This is a genomic window from Rhodococcus zopfii NBRC 100606 = JCM 9919 (assembly GCF_001895025.1).
GTDB lineage: Bacteria > Actinomycetota > Actinomycetes > Mycobacteriales > Mycobacteriaceae > Rhodococcus > Rhodococcus zopfii.
Map to the genome: position 1 here is coordinate 59,702 of NZ_BCXI01000028.1, position 20,848 is coordinate 80,549.

Consider the following 20,848-nt stretch of genomic DNA (forward strand, 5'->3'; position numbering starts at 1 on the left):
GCCGGCATCCACCCAGAGCGCCGCGACCGCCCGTGGGCGCGTCGGCCTGTGGATGGCCCGGCCGCTCGCGTCCTTCCACCTGGTCGTCACCATCGCGGTGCTGCTCACCGTGCTCGGCCTGGTCATGGTGCTCTCGTCGTCGAGTGTCGAGGCGGTCGCCAGCGCCGGATCGGCGTACGGGTTGTTCACCTCCCAGGTGATCTTCGCGATCCTCGGTTTCGCCGTGTTCTACGTCGCGTTGCAGGTCCCGGTGCGGATGCTGCGCAAGCTGTCGTTCCCGGCGCTGGCCGTGACCGTCGTGATGCTCGCGCTCGTGCTCATCCCCGGAATCGGCACCGAATCACAGGGCACCCGCGGCTGGTTCGTGATCGGTGGCATCTCGGTGCAGCCGTCCGAACTGGCGAAGATCGCATTCGCGGTGTGGGGCGCGCACCTGCTCGCGACGCGGCGAGGTGAGCACAGCACGCTCAAGGACATGCTGATCCCGCTGATCCCGGCGGCGCTCATCGTGACCGGCCTGATCGTGCTCCAGCCCGACCTCGGCACCACCATTTCCCTCGCGATCATCGTGCTCGCCCTGCTGTGGTTCGCAGGTTTGCCGCTGCGGGTGTTCCTCGGGATTGTCGGCACCGCGTCCGCGTTCGCGGTCGTCCTCGCTCTCACCGCCGGATACCGCTCGGCGCGGGTGCGGGCTTTCCTGAACCCTGGAGAGGACCCGCAGGGCATCGGCTACCAGGCGCGTCAGGCGAAGTTCTCCCTCGCCGACGGCGGCATCTGGGGTCGCGGTCTCGGGCAGAGCCGCGCCAAATGGAGCTACCTGCCCAACGCACACAACGACTTCATCTTCGCGATCATCGGCGAGGAACTCGGCTTCCTCGGTGGGGTCGCGGTTCTCGGTCTGTTCGGCCTGTTCGCATACGTGGGGTTACGCATCGCGATGCGCTCGGTCGATCCGTTCCTGCGGCTGTTCACCGCGACCGCCACGACATGGATCATCGGGCAGGCGTTCATCAATATCGGCTATGTGGTCGGCCTGCTGCCCGTCACGGGCCTGCAGCTTCCGCTCGTGTCCGCGGGCGGAACGTCCACCGCCACAACCCTGCTCATGTTCGGGTTGATCGCGAACGCCGCACGACACGAACCGGAAGCCATCGCTGCGCTGCACGCCGGTCAGGACGGCCGGTTCGGCCGGCTGCTGCGCCTCCGTAAACCGGAGGCCTATCTGCCGATGCGTGTCGCGGCGGCGAAGGTGCCCGCTCCCCGACGCGGCGGAGCCGCCGCGACCCGGACGCGTCTCGAGGGCGAGGGGCGCGGCCGGGCCCCTCGCGAGCGCGACACCAAACCGCGTGCCGCGGACCAGCGGGCCGGCCGTGCCCGCGCCGCGGAGGAAACCCGGCGGGGGACGGGCCGCACCGCGAACGGCCGCGCCGCGAACAGCGGTCGTACTGCGAATGGCAGGCGCACGAACAGCAGTCGCACGAACGGCGATGGCACAGACCGACGAACCGGAGAGCGAGGAAACCGTAGGTGAGTGGGGAGCAGTCCACCCTGTCCGTGGTTGTAGCCGGGGGTGGCACCGCCGGGCACATCGAGCCGGCCCTGGCGGTCGCCGACGCGATCCGGGCGCTCGTACCCGGCGCGACCGTGACGGCCCTCGGCACCGACCGCGGCCTCGAAACCACCCTGGTCCCGCAGCGCGGCTACCCTCTCGAACTGATTCCGCCGGTTCCGTTGCCGCGGAAGCCCACGATGGACCTGCTGAAACTGCCGGGCCGGGTGATCGCGTCGGTGCGGCGCACCCGTGAAGTCCTCGACCGTGTCGACGCCGACGTCATCGTCGGTTTCGGCGGGTACGTCGCCCTGCCCGCGTACCTCGCGGCCGGTCGCGGCCGCCGCCGCATCCCTGTCGTCGTGCACGAGGCGAACGCCAGCGCGGGCATCGCGAACAAGATCGGTGCGCTGCGGGCGTCCCGTGTGCTGGCGGCGGTCGCGGGGTCGGGCATCGTGCGCCGCGGCGAGGCCGAGATCGTCGGGATCCCGGTGCGCGCGTCGATCACCGGCCTGGACCGGACGGCGCTGCGTGCCGAGGCCCGCCGGCATTTCGGTCTCCCCGCCGAGGGCCCCGTACTCCTCGTCTTCGGGGGCTCGCAGGGTGCGCGCTCGCTCAACGACGCGGTATCCGGCGCCGCCGCCGCGCTGGCCGGAGCCGGGATCTCGGTGCTGCACGCGCACGGCCCGAAGAACACCCTCGACGTGCCCGAGCACCCCGATCACGACCGCTTCCCGTACGTGGCGGTGCCCTACCTCGAACGCATGGACCTGGCCTATTCCGCCGCGGACGCGGTGATCTGCCGGTCCGGGGCAATGACCGTTGCCGAGGTGTCGGCGGTGGGGCTGCCCGCGGTGTATGTGCCGCTCCCGCACGGCAACGGTGAGCAGGAATTGAACGCCCGTCCGGTCGTCGCGGCCGGGGGTGGAATGATCGTTTCGGATGCCGACCTGACGCCGGCGTTCGTGGTGGACTCGGTGGTCCCGCTGCTCGGCGACGCACAGCGGCTCTCCGAGATGGGGCGTTGCGCCGCCGGCGCCGGCCACCGAAGCGCGGCAGACGAAGTCGCCCGGATCGTGCTCGACGTGGCCGGTACGGGCACGAACAGGAGTGATCGATGAGCGAGCAGCTACCCGCCGAACTGGAGCGGGTGCACATGGTGGGCATCGGTGGGGCCGGGATGTCCGGCATCGCGCGGATCCTGCTGGCTCGCGGCGGCCAGGTGTCGGGATCGGATGCCAAGGAGAGTCGCGGCGTGCTGGCCCTGCGCGCGCGGGGGGCGACGGTCCGCATCGGGCACGACGCGAGCGCACTGGACCTGCTCGACGGCGGGCCGACCGCGGTGGTGACCACCCACGCCGCCATCCCCAAGGACAATCCGGAGCTGGTCGCGGCGCGCGAACGGGGCATCCCGGTGCTGTTGCGCCCGGCCGTGCTCGCTTCGCTGATGCGCGGGCACCGCACGTTTCTGGTCTCCGGTACCCACGGCAAGACGTCGACGACGTCGATGCTCGTGGTCACGCTGCAGCACTGCGGCTTCGATCCGTCGTTCGCGGTCGGCGGCGAGCTGAACGAGTCCGGCACGAACGCGCACCACGGCAGCGGCGACGTCTTCGTCGCCGAAGCCGACGAGAGCGACGGATCGCTGCTGCAGTACGACCCGAACGTGGTGATCGTGACGAACGTCGAGGCCGATCACCTGGACTTCTTCGGTACCGCCGAGGCGTATACGCAGGTGTTCGACGACTTCGTCGCCCGTATCGCGCCCGGGGGGCTTCTCGTGGTGTGCCTGGACGATCCGGGTTCGGCGGCACTGGCCCGCCGCGTGGTCGAACGTGACATCCCGGGTCTGCGCGTCGCCGGTTACGGCTCCGCCGACACGATCGGCACCGGCGAGCGCGTCGACGGTGTCCCCGTCGCGGTGCGGTTGGTGGCCTGGGAGGCCAAGGACGTCGGAGGGGTCGCCGAGTTCCACCTCGCCGGTGAGGACACCCCGCGCACGGTACGACTGTCGGTGCCCGGACGCCACATGGCTCTCAACGCGCTGGCGGCCCTGCTCGCCGCGCTCGAGGCCGGTGCGCCGGTCGACGAGGCCATCGAGGGTCTGGCCGGATTCGGCGGTGTCCACCGGCGCTTCCAGTACAGCGGGCGGGAGCACGGTGTGCGGGTGTTCGACGACTACGCTCACCACCCGACGGAGGTGCGGGCGGTGCTGGCCGCCGCCGCGGAGCTCGTGGCGGGCGAGCCGCTGCGGTACGCCGCGTCGGGCACGGAACGTCCCCGCGTGATCGTCGTGTTCCAGCCACACCTGTATTCGCGGACGGAGACGTTCGCGGCGCAGTTCGGTTCTGCGCTCGACCTCGCCGACGAGGTCGTCGTACTCGACGTCTACGGCGCCCGCGAGGAGCCGATTCCGGGTGTGAGCGGCGCGCTGGTCGCACAGTCGGTATCGAAGCCCGTGCACTACCAGCCGGACCTGTCCCTGGTGCCGCGTCAGGTGGCGCAACTGAGCCGGCCCGGCGACGTCGTCATCACGATGGGTGCCGGCGATGTGACGATGCTGGGACGTCAGATCCTCGACGCGTTGCGCAGCAAGCCGGGCCGGTTCCGGGTGGGGCCGGTGGGCGGATCGGGGTCGGGCAGATCGTGACCGAGACACCGACCCGCTCCGCGGCCCGGAAGCGCGCCGCACGCGCGGCCGCGCGCCGGCCTTCCGGCCGGTCGGTCCGGCTGCGCACGGTGTTCATCGGGGCCGGGGTGGTGATCGGTGTGCTCGGGATCATCGCGGTCGCCTGGCTGTCGCCGCTGCTGTCGGTGCGGACGGTCGAGATCGTCGGGGCGGAGACGATTCCGCGGGAGGACGTGCTCTCGCAGCTCGCCGTCGCGGAGGGAACGCCGCTGCTGCGGGTGGACACCGCGGCTGCGGCGCAACGCGTGGCGGAACTGCCGCGTGCCGCCGAGGTGCGGGTACAGCGCGTGTACCCGTCGACCGTGCGGGTCACGGTGACCGAACGGGTCGCCGAGGTGTACTTCGACGCACCCGACGGCACGCATTCGGTCGACGCCGAGGGAGTCGACTTCGCGGTGGAACCGCCGCCGATGCAGACCCCGCGACTCGTCACCGCCACCCCCGGTACCGGCGATCCGGCGACGGCCGCGGCGCTCGAGGTGCTCGGGTTCTTGCCTCCCGAGCTGCGTTTCCAGGTGACAGAGGTGGCCGCGGCGTCCCCGACGGACATCTCGCTGACGCTGCTCGACGGCCGGGTCGTGGTGTGGGGTGGAACGGACCGGTCGGACCGGAAGGCGGCTGTTGTGATCCACCTGCTCACCCAGCCGGGCCAGACCTACGACGTGGCCGGCCCGGACCTGCCGACGGTGCGGTGACACGATGCGCGGAAATTCGTGGCGACTCGTCGGCGCGTCTGCTGGCATATGGCGGTCGCAGTGCCATAGCGTTTCGCCTCAGTCCGGTTACTTGACATAACCTTCAACCTGTGGTTGAGGGTTTGCCCGGTGGCCCAGCATGTTCGAGACAACGATCGATCGAAGCGTGACCCGAAACCAGGAAGGCGAGAGCCCATGACGCCCCCGCACAACTACCTCGCCGTAATCAAGGTCGTCGGTATCGGCGGTGGCGGCGTGAACGCGGTCAACCGCATGATCGAGCAGGGACTCAAGGGAGTCGAGTTCATCGCGGTCAACACCGACGCGCAGGCACTTCTCATGTCCGACGCCGACGTCAAGCTCGACGTCGGCCGCGAACTGACCCGCGGACTCGGGGCAGGCGCCGATCCCGAGGTCGGCCGGAAGGCCGCCGAGGATCACAAGGACGAGATCGAGGAGGTGCTCAAGGGTGCCGACATGGTGTTCGTCACCGCCGGCGAGGGCGGCGGAACCGGTACCGGTGGGGCGCCGGTCGTCGCCAGCATCGCGCGCAAGCTCGGTGCGTTGACGGTCGGTGTCGTCACCCGGCCGTTCTCGTTCGAGGGCAAGCGCCGCGGCGGCCAGGCCGACACCGGCATCCAGACGCTGCGCGAATCGTGCGACACGCTCATCGTGATCCCCAACGACCGGCTGCTCCAGCTCGGCGACGCCGCCGTCAGCCTCATGGATGCGTTTCGCTCCGCCGACGAGGTGCTGCTCAACGGTGTCCAGGGCATCACCGATCTCATCACCACACCCGGTCTGATCAACGTCGACTTCGCCGACGTGAAGGGCGTCATGTCGGGTGCCGGCAGCGCCCTCATGGGCATCGGTTCGGCGCGCGGGGAGGGCCGGGCCATCAAGGCGGCCGAGGCTGCCATCAACTCGCCGCTGCTCGAGGCGTCGATGGAAGGCGCCCGCGGCGTGCTGCTGTCCATCGCCGGTGGCTCCGACCTCGGTCTCTTCGAGATCAACGAGGCGGCGTCGCTCGTGCAGGAAGCCGCGCACATCGACGCCAACATCATCTTCGGCACGGTGATCGACGACTCCCTCGGCGACGAGGTTCGCGTCACGGTCATCGCTGCCGGATTCGACGGGGGAACCCCGGCCCGGCGCCCGGTCGAGGCACCCGCCCAGCCGGCCGCGCGTACCGGCACGATCAGCCCGGCCCGCGCCGGGGAACTCGGCCGCAGCGATCGGGCCGAGGAAACCGCCCGGGACGCCGCACCCACCGGCGCCGGTGCCGTCGGCGCGCCCGGCAGCGTGCAGCCGCGTCCGGTGCCCGTCGACGACGAGGACGGCGACGACGACGTCGACGTGCCGATCTTCATGCGACGGTGACGGTGTCGCAGAACACACTCCGCGCCCGCAGAGTCGTCACCACGCGTGCCGGGGGTGTGTCCGCACCCCCGTACGACTCGTTCAATCTGGGCGACCACGTCGGCGACGACCCGGCCGCCGTCGCCGCGAACCGACGCCGCCTCGCGTCGGTGATCGGACTGCCCCCCGAGCGGTTCGTGTGGATGGAACAGATCCACAGCCGCAACGTCACGGTCGTGGACGGTCCGGTGGACGGTCCGGTGCCCGCGACCGATGCCCTGGTCACCCGCGAGGTCGGTCTCGCTCTGGTGACCCTCAGCGCCGACTGTGTGTCGGTCCTGCTGGCCGACGAGGAAGCCGGGGTCGCCGCCGCCGCCCACGCCGGCCGGATCGGTGCCCGCATCGGCATCGTGCCGGCGGTCGTGGAGGCCATGGTCGAGCTCGGTGCGCGGCCCGAGCGGATCGGTGCGTTCCTCGGACCGGCCGCGAGCGGCCGCCGCTACGAGGTTCCCGCGGCGATGCGTGACGACGTCGAAGCGCACCTGCCCGGCAGCGCCACCCGCACCGTGAAGGGCACCCCCGGCCTGGATCTGCGGGCCGGTCTGCGCCGGCAGCTGCTGGACCTCGGCGTCTCCGCGGTGGCGGAGGATCCGCGGTGCACTATCGAGGACACCATGCTGTTCAGTCACCGGCGTTCGGACCCCACGGGCCGGCTCGCATCGGTGATCTGGCTCGAGGAACAGCCCCCGGCGGCTGCGGAGAGCACCGAATGAGCGAGCACGGCGCCGTGGACGCTCGGCGCGCCGAGCTCGCCGAGGCGCTGGCGGCGGTGCGTCGTCGTCTGGACGAGGCGGCCCGGGCCGCCGGCCGCGCGCCCGGCGACGTGGCGCTGCTGCCGGTGACGAAGTACTTCCCGGCATCGGATGCGGTGCTGCTGTACGAACTGGGGTGCCGTTCCTTCGGGGAATCCCGCGAGCAGGAGGCCGGTGCGAAAATCGCCCGATTCCGCGAGTCGGTCATCGATCCCGATGTCGCCTGGCACATGATCGGGCGGCTGCAACGCAACAAGGCGCGCGCGGTGGCCCGATGGGCGCACACGATCCACTCCGTCGACAGCATCCGGCTCGCCGACGCGGTCGCGGCCGGGGTGCGCGCCGCGCGCGAGTCCGGCGACCGCACCACCCCGATCCGGGTGTTGCTGCAGGTCAGCCTGGACGCCGATCCGCAGCGCGGGGGTGTGGTCGCGGCCGATCTCGATGCGTTGGCGGCCGCGGTGGCCGGCGCGGACGAACTGGAACTGGCGGGGCTGATGGGGGTTCCCCCACTCGGCTGGGACCCCGACGCCGCGTTCGAGCAGCTTGCGGGCATGCACGCGGACGTACTGCGCAGCCACCCCGGGGCGACCGAGTTGTCGGCCGGGATGTCCGGTGATCTAGAGCAGGCGGTTCGGTGGGGTTCGACATGCGTGCGTGTCGGAACCGCTGTGTTGGGTCGACGACCGTTAGCCTGATCTTCAACCGCCGCGCGAGGGAAGGGCGATCGATGAGCACACTCCACAAGTTCAAGGCCTACTTCGGGATGGTGCCGCTCGAAGACTACGAGGACGACTACCTCGATGATCCGGCGAGCGCACGCCGTGAACGTGACCGCGAACGCGAGTACAGCGATCCGTCGTATTCCGGTGGATACGGTCCCTCCCACCGCGACGACTACCCGCCGTCGCGTCGGGATGAGCCCGTCCACGAGTTCCCTCAGGACGATTTCGATCGGTACGACGCTCCGGCCCGCCCGGCGCGGGTCGAGCCGATCTCGGCGCGCGCGCCGCGCGCCGCTTCTGCACCGACCCGCGCCCCCGGCCGATCCTCGCTGGCGGGGGAGTCGCGACTCGAACGCGCCGAAGCTCGCCGCGGTGCCCTGTTCGACGAGGGAGGTCCGTTGTCGAAGATCACCACCCTGCGCCCGCGCGACTACGGTGAGGCCCGCACGATCGGGGAACGGTTCCGTGACGGCACCCCGGTCATCATGGACCTGGTCGAGATGAGCAACGCGGACGCGAAGCGGCTCGTCGACTTCGCGGCCGGCCTGGCCTTCGCGCTGCGCGGTTCGTTCGACAAGGTCGCCACAAAGGTGTTCCTGCTGTCGCCGGCCGACATCGACGTCTCCGCCGAGGAACGTCGCCGTATCGCCGAGACGGGCTTCTACAGCCAGCAGTGACCGCCGGCAGGGCCGACCCGAGCCTCCGGAACGCCCGGCGCATGGTGCAGATCACCGTGCGCCGGGCGTTTCGGTTTTGATCGATCCGTCTTCGTCGGGCAGAGTGGGCGGGTGGCCGTATTCGAGGTGCTCTGGTTCCTGCTCTTCATTTTCTGGCTCCTGTTGATCGGGCGAATCATCGTCGAGTTCATCCGGACCTTTGCACGGGACTGGAAACCGACGGGTTTCGTCGTCGTGGTCCTCGAAGCGATCTTCACGGTCACGGATCCGCCCGTGAAGCTGCTCCGGCGGCTCATCCCCCCGCTTTCGCTGGGGGGCGTGCGGCTCGATCTGTCCATCATGGTCTTGCTGTTCATCGTCTATTTCCTGATGGCATTCATCCCGCGCGGAGGCATGGCCTGATGGCCGACACCCGCATTGCGCAGGCTGCGCGAACGGTGCTCTGTGCCAGAATGGAATGCCAGATACAGTGGGGTCGATACGCGTGACGCATTACAGGTATCGACTGCACTGTGGCTTTCGGCAGGGTCGTCGATATCGACGGTACTGCGGATATCCACACGACTGCGTATATCGACCGGATCGTCGATTTTCGACCCGAATGTGGATATCGCTGAACGCTGCTTGACCGCTTACACGACGCGTGAAGGGACCCTTCCATGCCGCTGACACCAGCTGATGTGCACAATGTCGCGTTCAGCAAGCCTCCGATCGGGAAGCGTGGCTACAACGAGGACGAGGTGGATGCCTTCCTCGACCTCGTCGAGCAGGAGCTGACGAGCCTCATCGAGGAGAACGCCGACCTGCGCCAGCGGGTGGCGGAGCTCGATCAGGAACTCGCCGACGCGAAGAAGAACGCGCGCTCGGGCGGGCAGGTTCCGGCCGCAGCTCCGAAACCGGAACCCGCGCGAGTGGTGGAGACTCCGAAGCCGGAACCGGTCCCGGTTCCGGCGCCCGCACCGGCCCCCGTGGCGGCTGCTGCCCCGGCCGGCGGCGACTCCAGCATGCAGGCCGCCAAGGTGATCGGACTCGCCCAGGAGATGGCGGACCGGCTCACCAGCGACGCCAAGTCCGAGGCCGAGGAGCTCGTGCGCAATGCCCGCACCAACTCCGAGCAGCTGGTTTCGGACGCCCGGACCCGCAGCGAGGCGATGATCGCTGACGCGCGCCAGAAGTCCGACGCGATGCTGGCCGATGCCCGGACCCGCTCCGAGACGCAGTTGCGTCAGGCCAAGGAGAAGGCCGACGCGTTGCAGGCGGACGCGGAGAAGAAGCACACCGAGATCATGGCGACCATCAACCAGCAGCGTTCGGTGCTCGAGGGTCGTATCGAGCGGCTCAAGACGTTCGAGCGCGAGTACCGCGTGCGCCTGAAGTCGTACCTGGAGTCGCAGCTCGAAGAGCTCGAGCAGCGCGGTTCCGCGGTGCCGGTCGACGGTGACGAGGACACGTTCAACGGGTCGGGTTCGTCGTCGTTCGGATCCACTTCGTTCGCCAAGGGCAGCAACTGATCGAGCGCCTGGTCCGGTGCCGAACCTCGGAAGAGGATTCGACGTGCTCGTGGTGACTCTCGTTCTCGCAGCCATCGGATTCGGCCTGCTGGTCGTCGCGGTGATGACCGGCTCGGTCGCCTGGGCCTGGGCCTGCATCGTGGTGTGTGTGGTGGGGGCGGTCCTGCTGCTGGTCAGTGCGCTGACCGGCACGCGTGCCGCTCCCGCCGCGCCTACCGATCGACGATCGCGACGGTCCGACGGCGACCGTGATCGAACCGACTGACAGTACGTCCTACAATGGGTGAGTCCCGGTTCGGCCGGGAATGGACGAAACCCCGGCACGTCCGGGGAGGCGATGATCCGGCCATCACCGGGGAGCTTTCGGAAGAACGGTTGATCCGCCCGTGGCGGCGCAACTCAGTAGAACCGAACGGGTGGGCCCGTCACAGCCTGCACGAGTGGCCCGTCCGGTCCCGACCGGACGGTGCAAGCGGGGTGGTACCGCGGTCGCAGCGCACGGTGCGTGGTGATCGTCCCCGTGCCGAGCACGTCCAGGCACGGAGGAGCCCCGCAGTGACCGAGAAATCTGCAGCGACCGAGAATTCCGCAGCGACCGGCGGATACCCGCGCGTCGACTTCGGCGTCACCAAGGACTCGGGTGTCGACTTCCCCGACCTCGAGCAGCGTGTGCTGGCCCGCTGGGCGGAGGACGACACGTTCCGCGCGTCACTCGCGCACCGCGAAGGCGCCGACGAGTTCGTGTTCTACGACGGCCCGCCGTTCGCGAACGGTCTGCCGCACTACGGGCACCTGCTCACCGGCTACGTCAAGGACCTGGTGCCGCGGTTCCAGACGATGCGCGGCAAGAAGGTCGACCGCCGCTTCGGCTGGGACTGTCACGGACTGCCCGCCGAGCTCGAGGCCGAGAAGCAGCTCGGGATCAAGGACAAGTCCGAGATCGACACGATGGGTCTGGCCGAGTTCAACGCGTACTGCAAGCAGTCGGTGCTGCGGTACACGGGGGAGTGGCGCGACTACGTCACCCGCCAGGCGCGCTGGGTCGATTTCGACAACGACTACAAGACCCTCGACCTGGACTTCATGGAGTCCGTCATGTGGGCCTTCAAGTCCCTGTACGACAAGGGCCTGATCTACCAGGGATTCCGGGTTCTGCCGTACTCCTGGTACGAGCAGACGCCGCTGTCCAACCAGGAGACCCGGCTCGACGACGCCTACAAGATGCGTCAGGACCCGGCCGTCACCGTCGACATGGTGCTGCGCGCGCCCGGCACCGAACTCGACGGCGCCAACGCCCTGATCTGGACCACCACGCCGTGGACGCTGCCGTCGAACCTCGCGATCGCCGTGCATCCGGAGATCACGTACGTCGCGGTGCGTGTCGACGGCGACGGTGAGCAGAAGACGTACCTGCTCGCGAAGGACCGGCTCGGCCACTACACCCGCGAGCTGGGCGACGAGCCGGAGGTGCTCGCCGAGTACACCGGCGCCGACCTGGTCGGCCTCGCCTACGAACCGCCGTTCGACTTCTTCACCGGCCGCGACAACGCGCACCAGGTGATCGCCGCCGACTACGTCACCACCGAATCCGGCACCGGTATCGTGCACCTGGCTCCCGCCTTCGGTGAGGAGGACATGGAGTACTGCCAGCGCAACGGCATCGAACTGGTGCAGCCGCTGGATCCGGGCGGAAGATTCACCGCGATGGTGCCGCCGTACGAGGGCCTGCAGGTCTTCGACGCGAACCCGGTGATCATCAAGGACCTCAAGGCAGCCGGCAAGCTGCTGCGGCACGAGACGATCGAGCACTCCTACCCGCACTCGTGGCGTTCCGGCCAGCCGCTGATCTACATGGCGGTGCCGTCGTGGTTCGTGGCCGTCACCCGATTCCGCGACCGGATGGTGGAGCTGAACCAGGAGATCACGTGGGTGCCCGAACACATCCGTGACGGCCAGTTCGGTAAGTGGCTCGAAGGTGCCCGCGACTGGAACATCAGCCGGAACCGCTACTGGGGCAGCCCCATCCCGGTGTGGGTGTCGGACGACCCCGCCTACCCGCGCCTCGACGTGTACGGCTCGCTCGACCAACTCGCGGCGGACTTCGGGGTGCGCCCGGACGATCTGCACCGGCCGATGATCGACCAGCTCACGCGACCGAACCCGGACGACCCGACGGGCCGTTCGACGATGCGGCGTGTGCCCGAGGTGCTCGACTGCTGGTTCGAGTCGGGGTCGATGCCGTTCGCTCAGGTGCACTACCCGTTCGAGAACCAGGATTGGTTCGAGACGCACTACCCGGGCGATTTCATCGTCGAGTACAACGGGCAGACACGCGGATGGTTCTACACGCTGCATGTGCTCGCGACCGCGCTGTTCGACCGGCCCGCCTTCAAATGCGTTGCCGCGCACGGCATCGTGCTGGGTGACGACGGCCTGAAGATGAGCAAGTCCAAGGGCAACTACCCGGACGTCAACGAGGTGTTCGCGCGCGACGGCTCCGACGCGATGCGGTGGTTCCTCATGTCCTCACCCATCCTGCGCGGCGGTAACCTCGTCGTCACCGAGCAGGGCATCCGCGAGGGCGTGCGGCAGGCGCTGCTGCCGCTGTGGAACGCGTGGAGCTTCCTGCAGCTGTACGCGTCGAAGCCCGGCACGTGGCGCACCGATTCGCCGCACGTGCTCGACCGCTACATCCTCGCCAAGCTCGCCGAGACCCGCGACGTGATCACCGAGGCACTCGAGGTGGTCGACATCGCTCGTGCGTGCGACGAATTGCGCACGTTCTGCGACGCCCTGACCAACTGGTACGTGCGCCGCTCCCGGAACCGGTTCTGGGACGAGGACACCGACGCGATCGACACCCTGCACACCGTCCTCGAAGTCGTCACGCGCCTCGCGGCGCCGCTGCTGCCGATGGCGACCGAGGTGATCTGGCGCGGCCTGACCGGTGGCCGCTCCGTCCATCTCGAGGACTGGCCCGAGGCCGGCGACATCCCCGCCGACGCCGAGCTCGTCGCGGCGATGGACGAGGTGCGGGCGGTGTGCTCGACCGTGCTGTCGCTGCGCAAGGCTCAGCACCTGCGGGTGCGTCTGCCGCTGCCGGGCGTCACCGTCGCGACACCCGGCTCGGCGAGCCTCGAGCCGTTCGTCGAGCTGATCGGCGACGAGGTCAACGTCAAGCACGTCGAGCTCACCGACGATGTCGAGGCGCACGGCCGATTCGAGGTCGTGGTCAACGCACGCGCAGCGGGTCCGCGCCTCGGCAAGGACGTGCAGAAGGTCATCAAGGCCGTGAAGTCCGGCGACTGGACCGAATCCGCCGACGGCACCGTGACCGCCGCCGGGATCGCGCTGCTGCCCGAGGAGTACACGAGCCGGCTCGTCGCCGCCGAACCCGAGTCGACCACCGCCCTGCCCGGTGGCAGCGGCCTGGTCGTACTCGATTCGACGGTCACCGAAGAGCTCGAGGCGGAGGGCTGGGCGAAGGACCGTGTCCGCGAACTGCAGGACGCTCGCCGCAACCTCGGACTCGAGGTGTCCGACCGCATCTCGGTGGTGTTCGAGGTGCCCGCCGATCGTGCCGAGTGGGCGGCCCGTCACCGCGACCTGATCGCCGGAGAGGTCCTCGCGACGACCTTCGAGCTGGGTGTCGCGGGTGACGCGGCCGTCGATCTCGGGGAAGGCGTTCGCGCCGCGATCACCAAGGCCTGACCCCCGCCCGTGCGCGGTTCCGGTAGCACCCGCTACCGGAACCGCGCACGAGGTCGGTCGGTGCCTCGAACTACCCTGAACCGGTGCCCGTCACAGTGAACCGGCGTTGGGTGCTGCACCTGGACCTCGACGCGTTCTTCGCGTCCGCCGAGCAGTTGACCCGGCCGACCCTGCGGGGTCGGCCGGTGCTCGTCGGTGGGCTCGGGGCGCGCGGCGTGGTGGCAGGCGCCAGTTACGAGGCCCGTGTGTACGGGGCTCGATCGGCGATGCCGATGAGCCGGGCCCGCAGGCTCGTGGGGCCGTCCGCGGTGGTCCTGCCCCCGCGCGGCATCGTGTATCGGGAGCTCAGCGACGCGGTGTTCGAAACCTTGCGGTCCCACGTGCCGATCCTCGAAACATTGTCGATGGACGAGGCGTTCGCCGAGCCCGCCGAGCTCGCCGGCGCGAGCGTTGCCGCGGTCGAACACTTCTGTGCGCGGTTGCGGAGGACGGTGCTCGACCGCACCGGGCTGGTGGCGTCGATCGGCGCGGGATCGGGCAAACAGATCGCCAAGATCGGTTCGGGCCTCGCGAAACCCGACGGCATGTTCGTCGTGCGGCCCGACGAGGAGCGCGCCCTCCTGCACGGCCTGCCGGTACGGAAGCTGTGGGGAATCGGACCGGTCGCCGAGGACAGGCTGCGGCGGCTCGGCATCGATACCATCGGCGACCTCGCCGCCCTGCCGGTGGCCGAGGCCGCGTCCATTCTCGGTACCACCGTCGGGCCCGGTCTGCACCGGTTGGCGAACGGAATCGACGACCGCCCGGTCGCCGAACGCGCCGAAGCGAAACAGGTCAGCGCCGAAACCACGTTCGCGACCGACATCGTCACGATGAGCGACCTGCGACGAGCGGTCGCCGGCAGCGTGGTCGCCGCGCATTCCCGGTTGCGGAAGGACGGGCGTGCCGCCCGCACCGTCGTCCTCAAACTGCGCAAGACGGACATGAGCATTCTCACGCGGTCATCGACGCTGCCGTACGCCACCGAGGACCTGCCGACCCTGACCGGCGCGGCGCAACGCCTCGCCCTCGACCCCCTCGAGATCGGGCCCATCAGATTGGTCGGAGTCGGATTCGCCGGCCTGTCGACGATCCGGCAGGACTCGCTGTTCCCGGAACTGGACCGATCGGCCGATCATGACGACGAGGACGAGCCCGGGCCGCGACCGGTACTGCAGCGCGCCGGGGAACCGCGGTCGCGGTGGCATCCCGGCACCGACGTGAGCCACCCCGAGTTCGGGCACGGCTGGATACAGGGCGCCGGGCACGGGCGGGTGACGGTGCGATTCGAGACCCGCACCACGGGCCCCGGACCGGCCCGGACCCTCGACGAGGACGACCCGTCCCTCGTCGTCGCCGACCCGCTCTCCAGCCTCGGCTGAAGATCTCCCGGCTCTCATCGAGTTCTTATCGCCGCCGGGTACGCTTGCGTCCGATCCGCTGTCCCGGTGGAGCATCCGCTGCTGGATGACCCGAGCACGACCACGTGCACGATCGAGAACGAGAAGGACGACAAGTTGAAGCTTCGCAAGATCACCGTCGCCACGGTGGCACTGGCTGCCGCCCTCACGATGTCCGCCTGCAGCTCGGACGAAGGTGACAGCACGACCACGACCGCGAAGACCACCACGGCGACGACCACCACCACCGAGGCCGCCGCGTACCCGCCGGTGCCGACGGTGGAGGACCTCAACGCCATGCTCGCGGAGGCATTCGACGAGACCGTTCCCGCCGACCAGAAGACGAACCTGGTCGAGGGCGCCGCCGCCGATCCGGCCCTGATCGACCAGGTCGCGGCCGCCGCCAAGCAGGCCGGAGCCCAGGTCACCGTCCTCGATGTCAACGACAACGAGAACGGCACCGCCACCGCCGGCATCGAGACCAAGATCGGCGATCAGGTCGCCACCGGCACCGTCGACTTCGTTGCCGAGGACGGCGTGTGGAAGCTCTCGAAGAACAGCGCGTGCGGCATCGTCGCCATGGCGTCGCTGCAGTCGCCTGCCTGCGCCTGATCTTCCGAGCGCCTGATCTTCCGGACACAGCGAGGGCCGGAGCGGACATCCGCTCCGGCCCTCGCCGGGTTCGCGTCGGGGACGCCCGCGCAGGTCAGGGTTGACGAGCCTGCCAGTGCACCCGGTCCTGGAGGGACTGGGCGAGCTCGGTGGTCCCCTCGGGGTCGCTGTACGCCTGGTCCCCGGTGAGGGTGAGTTCGCCGTCCACCGGGAGCGGTTGCGCCGGATCGATCGTGAGGATTCCGTCGCCGGCCATCGTGAACGAATCGATGTTCAGATGGCCGGCTCCGTTGGGCAGCTCCCAGGCCGAGTCCTGCGGTGTCTGCACGATGCTCACCCGGACGGTGAGACGATCGCCGTCCCGCGACACCAGCGTCGCGGTGCTCACCTGGTCGAGGGTGATACCGCTCATCACCTGCTGGTGGATCTCCCATACCGCACCGACACCGACAGGGGTGTCGGGGAACGACACCATCCGGTACACCGCCTGATAGAACGCCTGCTCGATCGCGGCGCGCGCGGCGTCGGGGGCGTTCGGTGCCGGACGTAGCCGCAGCGCGCTGACGGCGCCGTTCGGCCCGATCGTCAGGCCCGCACCGGACCCGGACGCCGACGCGAACGCGGACATCAGGGACCCATCGGGGGAGGTCGCCTCGCCCAACGTCAGATCCACGATCGTGCTGGGATCCGCATCCGACACCGCCTGTGTGACCGTGGCAGTCAGCGGCAGTGTGACCTCCGGTGACGAGAAGTCCTGGCGGGGCTGATCACCGATCTGTTGGAAGACCTGGGAGCTGGTGGTCAGATCGATCTGCTGCACCGTGTCCAGCGCCGGCGTCAGACGCATCACGTCGCGCGGCTCGGCACCCGGGTCGAGCACCGTAGTGGTCACCGCCGATACCGGCACGGTGACCTCGGTGGATGTGGGACCGACAACGGTCGCCGCCCCGTCCGGGGAACCGCTGCATCCGGCAACAACGGCGGTCAAGGACAGGACGGCAGCGAGAGCGCGGGGTCTCGTGGGGGCGAATCTGGACAGCACTGGCACGCCCCCCAGGGTAGCGACGCCGGGTGGGGTGGCCGTCCACTCGGCGGGGTGGGGGATGATGGCACGGTGACCGACGACGCCGCCCGCGAAGATCCCAGCCTCGAACCACCGGAGCCGAACGCCGTGGCCGCACCGGCCGGACGACGGCTGATCGCGCTGCTGACGGTGGCCGTCGTGGTCTTCGCGCTCGACCTGATCACCAAGGTTTTCGCCGTTGCCAAAATCGATCCCCGGGATCCGATCTCGATCATCGGCGACACCGTCACCCTGACGCTGGTGCGCAATCCCGGGGCCGCGTTCTCCATGGCGACCGGAATGACCTGGGTGTTGACGATCGTCGCGATCGCCGTGGTCATCGGCGTCATCAAGATCGGCCGCACGTTGCAGTCCGGATGGTGGGCACTGGGTCTGGGCCTCGTCCTCGGCGGCGCACTCGGTAACCTTGTCGATCGGATCTTCCGTTCACCCGGCCCCTTGCAGGGACACGTCGTCGACTTCGTGTCGGTCGGATGGTGGCCGGTGTTCAACGTCGCCGACTCGGCGATCGTGTGCGGAGCGATCCTGCTCGTGGCGCTCACCGTGTTCGGGATCGATCCGGACGGGTCGCGCGCGGGCAGAACGGACGACGAGGGCGCAGCCGAGGAAACGGAAAAGGGAGCACGCTAGTGAGAGAAACCCGGGCGATGCCCGTACCGGACGGGCTCGACGGGATGAGGGTCGACGCGGGACTGGCCCGCCTGCTCGGACTGTCGCGGACCGCGGTCGCCGCGCTCGCCGAGGAAGGCGCAATCGTCGTCGACGGTTCGGCCGCAGGCAAGTCGGATCGCCTGTCCGCCGGATCGTGGCTCGAGGTGGAACTGCCGGAACCCCCGCGGCCGCTGACCATCGAAGCACAGCCCGTCGAGGGGATGGAGATCCTGTACGCCGACGACGACATCGTCGCCGTCGACAAGCCCGTCGGGGTCGCCGCGCACGCCAGTGTCGGCTGGACCGGCCCGACCGTCGTCGGAGGCCTGGCCGCCGCCGGATTCCGGATCTCTACGTCCGGCGCCCACGAGCGACAGGGCATCGTCCACCGCCTCGACGTGGGCACCTCGGGTGTCATGGTGGTGGCTACCTCGGAACGCGCCTACACGGTGCTCAAGCGGGCCTTCAAGCAACGCACCATCGACAAGCGGTACCACGCCCTCGTGCAGGGACACCCGGACCCGAGCAGCGGCACCATCGACGCGCCCATCGGCCGGCACCGCGGTAACGACTGGAAGTTCGCGGTCACCGCGGACGGCAAGCCCAGCATCACGCACTACGACACAGTCGAGGCGTTCCAGGCGGCGAGCCTGCTCGACATCCACCTCGAAACCGGGCGCACCCACCAGATCCGGGTGCACTTCTCGGCACTGCGCCACCCCTGCTGCGGCGATCTGACCTACGGCGCCGACCCGCGTCTGGCTGCCCGTCTCGGATTGGAACGGCAATGGCTGCACGCCCGATCGCTCGGGTTTGCACACCCTACGCAGGGCCACTGGGTGGAGATCACCAGCAAGTACCCCGCAGACCTCCAGCATGCGCTCAGCGTGCTGCGCAGCGCCTGAGCGGTCGTCGTGATCCGTCGGGTGCTGCCGTGGGCGTCCGTGGCGATACTGGTCCTCGCTGTGCTGCTGGCGGGGGTCCTCCATCCGGTGCGGCCCGCGTCGGTTCGTTCGGACGCCCTCGGTCCGGACTCGGGTGAACTTGTCGCCGACTACCTGACCCGCGCCGCCGAGAGCCTCGACGATCCGGTCGACCCGGACGCCCCGCGGTGGGCGCTCGTGTCGTTCACCGCTCCGCTCGACGTCGGTGCGGTCGCCGACCTCACTGCCGAGCTCGGCGCGGAGATGCGGGTCGCGCAGGTGCTGTTCCGGGTCCCGATCGACCGGGTCCAGACACCGCTGGTGACGGTCGCGGTGCCGCAGAATCCCGAAGCGCTGCGTCGCGCACCGGCGGTGGCGGTGGGACGGCTGCAGATCCCGGCGAGTGGGAACGATCGCGCGGCGCGGGTCGCGGCGGCGTCGGCGCATCGGCTCGCCGAAGGCTGCGCGTGTGTCGTCGGGCTCGTCGTGCGGGCCACAGGTGCGCAACTGCACACCCTCGAATCGGCCCCGGCCGTGCGGGCGGTGGAGGCACTACCCACCGACGCGGTCGCGGGCAGGTTCGCGGTGTCGCCGCTGCTCCCCGAGCAGGTCGAGGTCGTGGCTCCCGGACCCGACGACGGTGAACCCTGAGCCGCGGCACACTGGAGACAGGCCCCGCCACGCCGGCGGGCTCGTCTCCGCCAGGAGGTCCGTGATGGACAACGACCGGCCGTTCGGATTCGACCCCGACGACATCGACCGCGTGATCCGCGAGGCAGGTGAACAGTTCCGGCAGTTGCAGGATCAGTTCGTCAAATTCCTCGGCCAACCGAGTGGCTCGGCACCGCGTCGTGCCCCCGAACCCCAAACGACCGGCAGCGCCGGTGACGGCGTGTGGGCGGTCTACTCGGTCGATGCCGACGGTCTCGCCCGGGTCGAGCAGGTGTATCGCACCGAACTCGACGCGCTGCGCGCGCACAAGAACAACACGGATCCGACCCGGTCCGTGCGCTTCCTGCCCTACGGCGTGAGCGTCGGCGTACTCGACGACAGTGGCTAGCTGTCCGCGCGGAGCGCCGTAGCCGCCGAGCCAGCAGACAGCCGCGCGCGGCCGGCAGCGTGCGGCTGTCTGCCGCGACGGCGGGAACGCTGGCAGGTGGTCCCGGCCGGTACCGTCGCGGAGGAATAGGGTTGGCGGGTGAGCGTCGTCGACCGTACTTCCAACAACATCGGAGTCCTGTGCGGGATCGGCGCCTACCTGGCCTGGGGTATGTTCCCGGCGTTCTTCGGGCTCCTGGCACCGGCCGGGGCGATCGAGATCCTCGCGCACCGGGTGTTGTGGACGTTGCTGCTCATGCTGCTGTTGCTCGCGGTACTGGGCAAGCTCGGCACCTTGCGCGGGTTGGGTCTTCGGACGTGGGCGCTGGTCGCGACGGCGTCGGCGGCGATCGCCGTGAACTGGGGAACCTACATCTACGGCGTGATGTCCGGCCGTGTCGTGGAAACCGCGCTCGGTTACTTCATCAACCCGTTGGTCAGTGTGCTGTTCGGTGTGCTGTTCTTTCGGGAGCGGTTGTGCCGAGCGCAAATAGCGGCGCTGCTGCTCGCCACGATTGCGGTCGTCGTCATCACTGTCGACTACGGACGACCGCCGATCATCGCGCTGACACTGGCATTGTCGTTCGCGTTGTACGGCGTGATCAAGAAGATCGTGCCCCTCGATCCGCGCACTTCCCTCACCGGGGAAGGGGTGGTCGCGGTGCCGTTCGCGCTCGGCTATCTGCTGTTCCTCGCGGGGACGGGTACCGGCACCTTTCTCGGCGAGGGCCCTGGCCACGCGTTTCTGCTCGTCTCGGCCGGTCTCGTCACCGCAGTTCCGTTGTTGCTGTTCGGGGCGGCGGCGCAGCGGGTGCCGCTCGCAACGCTGGGAATGCTGCAGTATCTGACGCCGAGCCTGCAGATGGCGTGGGGTGTGCTGGTTCTGCACGAAGCCATGCCCGCGTCGCGATGGATCGGGTTCTCGCTCATCTGGTTGGCGCTGGTGATCTACAGCGCGGACGCGCTGAGGCGTGCTCGTCGCGCGCCCCGCCGCGTGATCGTCGACGACGTAGACGTCGACCGCTGAAGCACGGACCGTCCGGTTCGGCACAGTCAGTGTGTCGAATCCGGCCATCCCGGATAGGACGGCAGGGTCGGGTACGGGTGGTGAGTGTTTCGCTGATGCGTGCGGGTCTGGTTATGCGGTCGGTATCCGCATTCCGCGCTCGCCTGATCTGCGTTGCATCCCGAGTCGGCGAGTGTCGCGGCGAGAAGCGCGATCACGCGTTTGCGGGTGGGTCCTGGTGATGGCTTCGCTGCGGCAAGGTGCCCAGTCGCCGGAGTCTGATCGCTCATGACGGGGAGGTTGGCCA

General features: G+C 69.3%; 20 protein-coding genes. 19 read left to right on the forward strand and 1 reads right to left on the reverse strand.

Annotated features, from left to right (window positions below; translation table 11 throughout):
* The first annotated feature begins 52 nt into the window (after positions 1-52).
* From ftsW to RZ1_RS17795, 14 genes are all read left to right on the forward strand, one after another.
* On the forward strand, positions 53-1,531 hold the full coding sequence (ftsW, locus tag RZ1_RS17730) for a putative lipid II flippase FtsW (RefSeq protein ID WP_072813868.1): 1,479 nt from the start codon (positions 53-55) through the stop codon (positions 1,529-1,531).
* The gene (gene murG, locus RZ1_RS17735; RefSeq protein ID WP_072813811.1) at positions 1,528-2,670 is read left to right on the forward strand and encodes an undecaprenyldiphospho-muramoylpentapeptide beta-N-acetylglucosaminyltransferase; all 1,143 of its coding nucleotides are present in this window, start codon (positions 1,528-1,530) and stop codon (positions 2,668-2,670) included. The genes ftsW and murG overlap by 4 nt, the downstream gene beginning before the upstream one ends.
* Entirely contained in the window at positions 2,667-4,199 is a 1,533-nt protein-coding gene (murC, locus tag RZ1_RS17740) for a UDP-N-acetylmuramate--L-alanine ligase (protein ID WP_072813812.1), read from the forward strand. Before murG ends, murC begins: the two co-directional genes overlap by 4 nt.
* Before the next feature lie 95 nt (positions 4,200-4,294).
* Positions 4,295-4,933 (forward strand): cell division protein FtsQ/DivIB, encoded by a 639-nt coding sequence (locus RZ1_RS17745; RefSeq protein WP_072813869.1) that lies wholly within the window; start codon positions 4,295-4,297, stop codon positions 4,931-4,933.
* Positions 4,934-5,128: 195 nt separating this feature from the next.
* Positions 5,129-6,313 (forward strand): cell division protein FtsZ, encoded by a 1,185-nt coding sequence (gene ftsZ, locus RZ1_RS17750; RefSeq protein WP_072813813.1) that lies wholly within the window; start codon positions 5,129-5,131, stop codon positions 6,311-6,313.
* Positions 6,310-7,065 carry a peptidoglycan editing factor PgeF gene (pgeF, locus tag RZ1_RS17755; protein WP_072813814.1) on the forward strand — a complete coding sequence of 252 codons (756 nt, stop codon included), beginning with the start codon at positions 6,310-6,312 and terminating at the stop codon, positions 7,063-7,065. Before ftsZ ends, pgeF begins: the two co-directional genes overlap by 4 nt.
* The gene (locus RZ1_RS17760) at positions 7,062-7,802 is read left to right on the forward strand and encodes a YggS family pyridoxal phosphate-dependent enzyme (RefSeq protein ID WP_072813815.1); all 741 of its coding nucleotides are present in this window, start codon (positions 7,062-7,064) and stop codon (positions 7,800-7,802) included. Before pgeF ends, RZ1_RS17760 begins: the two co-directional genes overlap by 4 nt.
* A 32-nt stretch (positions 7,803-7,834) precedes the next feature.
* Complete coding sequence (locus RZ1_RS17765; RefSeq protein ID WP_072813816.1) at positions 7,835-8,506, forward strand: cell division protein SepF; 672 nt, start codon at positions 7,835-7,837, stop codon at positions 8,504-8,506.
* 111 nt (positions 8,507-8,617) lie between these two features.
* Positions 8,618-8,908, forward strand: coding sequence for a YggT family protein (locus tag RZ1_RS17770; protein WP_072813817.1), 291 nt, complete (start codon positions 8,618-8,620; stop codon positions 8,906-8,908).
* Positions 8,909-9,165: 257 nt separating this feature from the next.
* A complete protein-coding gene (wag31, locus tag RZ1_RS17775; RefSeq protein WP_072813818.1) occupies positions 9,166-10,017 on the forward strand; it encodes a DivIVA-like cell division protein Wag31 in 852 nt (283 codons plus the stop codon).
* 43 nt (positions 10,018-10,060) lie between these two features.
* Positions 10,061-10,282, forward strand: a complete 222-nt coding sequence (locus tag RZ1_RS17780; RefSeq protein ID WP_072813870.1) for a hypothetical protein — start codon at positions 10,061-10,063, stop codon at positions 10,280-10,282.
* A gap of 290 nt (positions 10,283-10,572) precedes the next feature.
* Positions 10,573-13,728, forward strand: coding sequence for an isoleucine--tRNA ligase (ileS, locus tag RZ1_RS17785; RefSeq protein ID WP_072813819.1), 3,156 nt, complete (start codon positions 10,573-10,575; stop codon positions 13,726-13,728).
* Positions 13,729-13,838: 110 nt separating this feature from the next.
* Positions 13,839-15,149 (forward strand): DNA polymerase IV, encoded by a 1,311-nt coding sequence (locus RZ1_RS17790; protein ID WP_072813871.1) that lies wholly within the window; start codon positions 13,839-13,841, stop codon positions 15,147-15,149.
* A 135-nt stretch (positions 15,150-15,284) separates the two neighbouring features.
* Positions 15,285-15,779, forward strand: coding sequence for a WKL family lipoprotein (locus tag RZ1_RS17795; protein WP_072813872.1), 495 nt, complete (start codon positions 15,285-15,287; stop codon positions 15,777-15,779).
* A 94-nt stretch (positions 15,780-15,873) separates the two neighbouring features.
* Here the strand turns inward: RZ1_RS17795 and RZ1_RS17800 are convergent, their stop codons facing one another.
* Positions 15,874-16,827, reverse strand: coding sequence for a hypothetical protein (locus RZ1_RS17800; RefSeq protein WP_072813820.1), 954 nt, complete (start codon positions 16,825-16,827; stop codon positions 15,874-15,876).
* A 123-nt stretch (positions 16,828-16,950) separates the two neighbouring features.
* Between RZ1_RS17800 and lspA the strand changes: the two genes are divergently transcribed.
* The 5 genes from lspA (at position 16,951) to rarD (ending at position 20,562) form a co-directional block, all read left to right on the forward strand.
* Positions 16,951-17,493: a signal peptidase II gene (gene lspA, locus RZ1_RS17805; RefSeq protein ID WP_238071820.1), complete on the forward strand. Its 543-nt coding sequence runs from the start codon at positions 16,951-16,953 to the stop codon at positions 17,491-17,493.
* Positions 17,494-17,510: 17 nt separating this feature from the next.
* Positions 17,511-18,419, forward strand: coding sequence for an RluA family pseudouridine synthase (locus RZ1_RS17810; RefSeq protein ID WP_174565220.1), 909 nt, complete (start codon positions 17,511-17,513; stop codon positions 18,417-18,419).
* A gap of 12 nt (positions 18,420-18,431) precedes the next feature.
* Positions 18,432-19,088 (forward strand): hypothetical protein, encoded by a 657-nt coding sequence (locus RZ1_RS17815; protein ID WP_072813873.1) that lies wholly within the window; start codon positions 18,432-18,434, stop codon positions 19,086-19,088.
* Between the two features lie 64 nt (positions 19,089-19,152).
* Positions 19,153-19,497, forward strand: a complete 345-nt coding sequence (locus RZ1_RS17820) for an Rv0313 family protein (RefSeq protein WP_072813823.1) — start codon at positions 19,153-19,155, stop codon at positions 19,495-19,497.
* Positions 19,498-19,635: 138 nt separating this feature from the next.
* Positions 19,636-20,562, forward strand: a complete 927-nt coding sequence (gene rarD / locus RZ1_RS17825; protein ID WP_072813824.1) for an EamA family transporter RarD — start codon at positions 19,636-19,638, stop codon at positions 20,560-20,562.
* The last annotated feature ends 286 nt before the right edge of the window (positions 20,563-20,848 follow it).

Excerpts from the sequence above, each read along its gene's own strand:
- RZ1_RS17810 (WP_174565220.1), top strand. The coding sequence starts at position 17,511 with ATGCCCGTACCGGACGGGCTCGACGGGATGAGGGTCGACGCGGGACTG.
- murC (WP_072813812.1), top strand. The coding sequence starts at position 2,667 with ATGAGCGAGCAGCTACCCGCCGAACTGGAGCGGGTGCACATGGTGGGC.
- RZ1_RS17820 (WP_072813823.1), top strand. The coding sequence starts at position 19,153 with ATGGACAACGACCGGCCGTTCGGATTCGACCCCGACGACATCGACCGC.
- RZ1_RS17760 (WP_072813815.1), top strand. The coding sequence starts at position 7,062 with ATGAGCGAGCACGGCGCCGTGGACGCTCGGCGCGCCGAGCTCGCCGAG.
- RZ1_RS17765 (WP_072813816.1), top strand. The coding sequence starts at position 7,835 with ATGAGCACACTCCACAAGTTCAAGGCCTACTTCGGGATGGTGCCGCTC.
- wag31 (WP_072813818.1), top strand. The coding sequence starts at position 9,166 with ATGCCGCTGACACCAGCTGATGTGCACAATGTCGCGTTCAGCAAGCCT.
- ftsW (WP_072813868.1), top strand. The coding sequence starts at position 53 with ATGGCCCGGCCGCTCGCGTCCTTCCACCTGGTCGTCACCATCGCGGTG.
- ftsZ (WP_072813813.1), top strand. The coding sequence starts at position 5,129 with ATGACGCCCCCGCACAACTACCTCGCCGTAATCAAGGTCGTCGGTATC.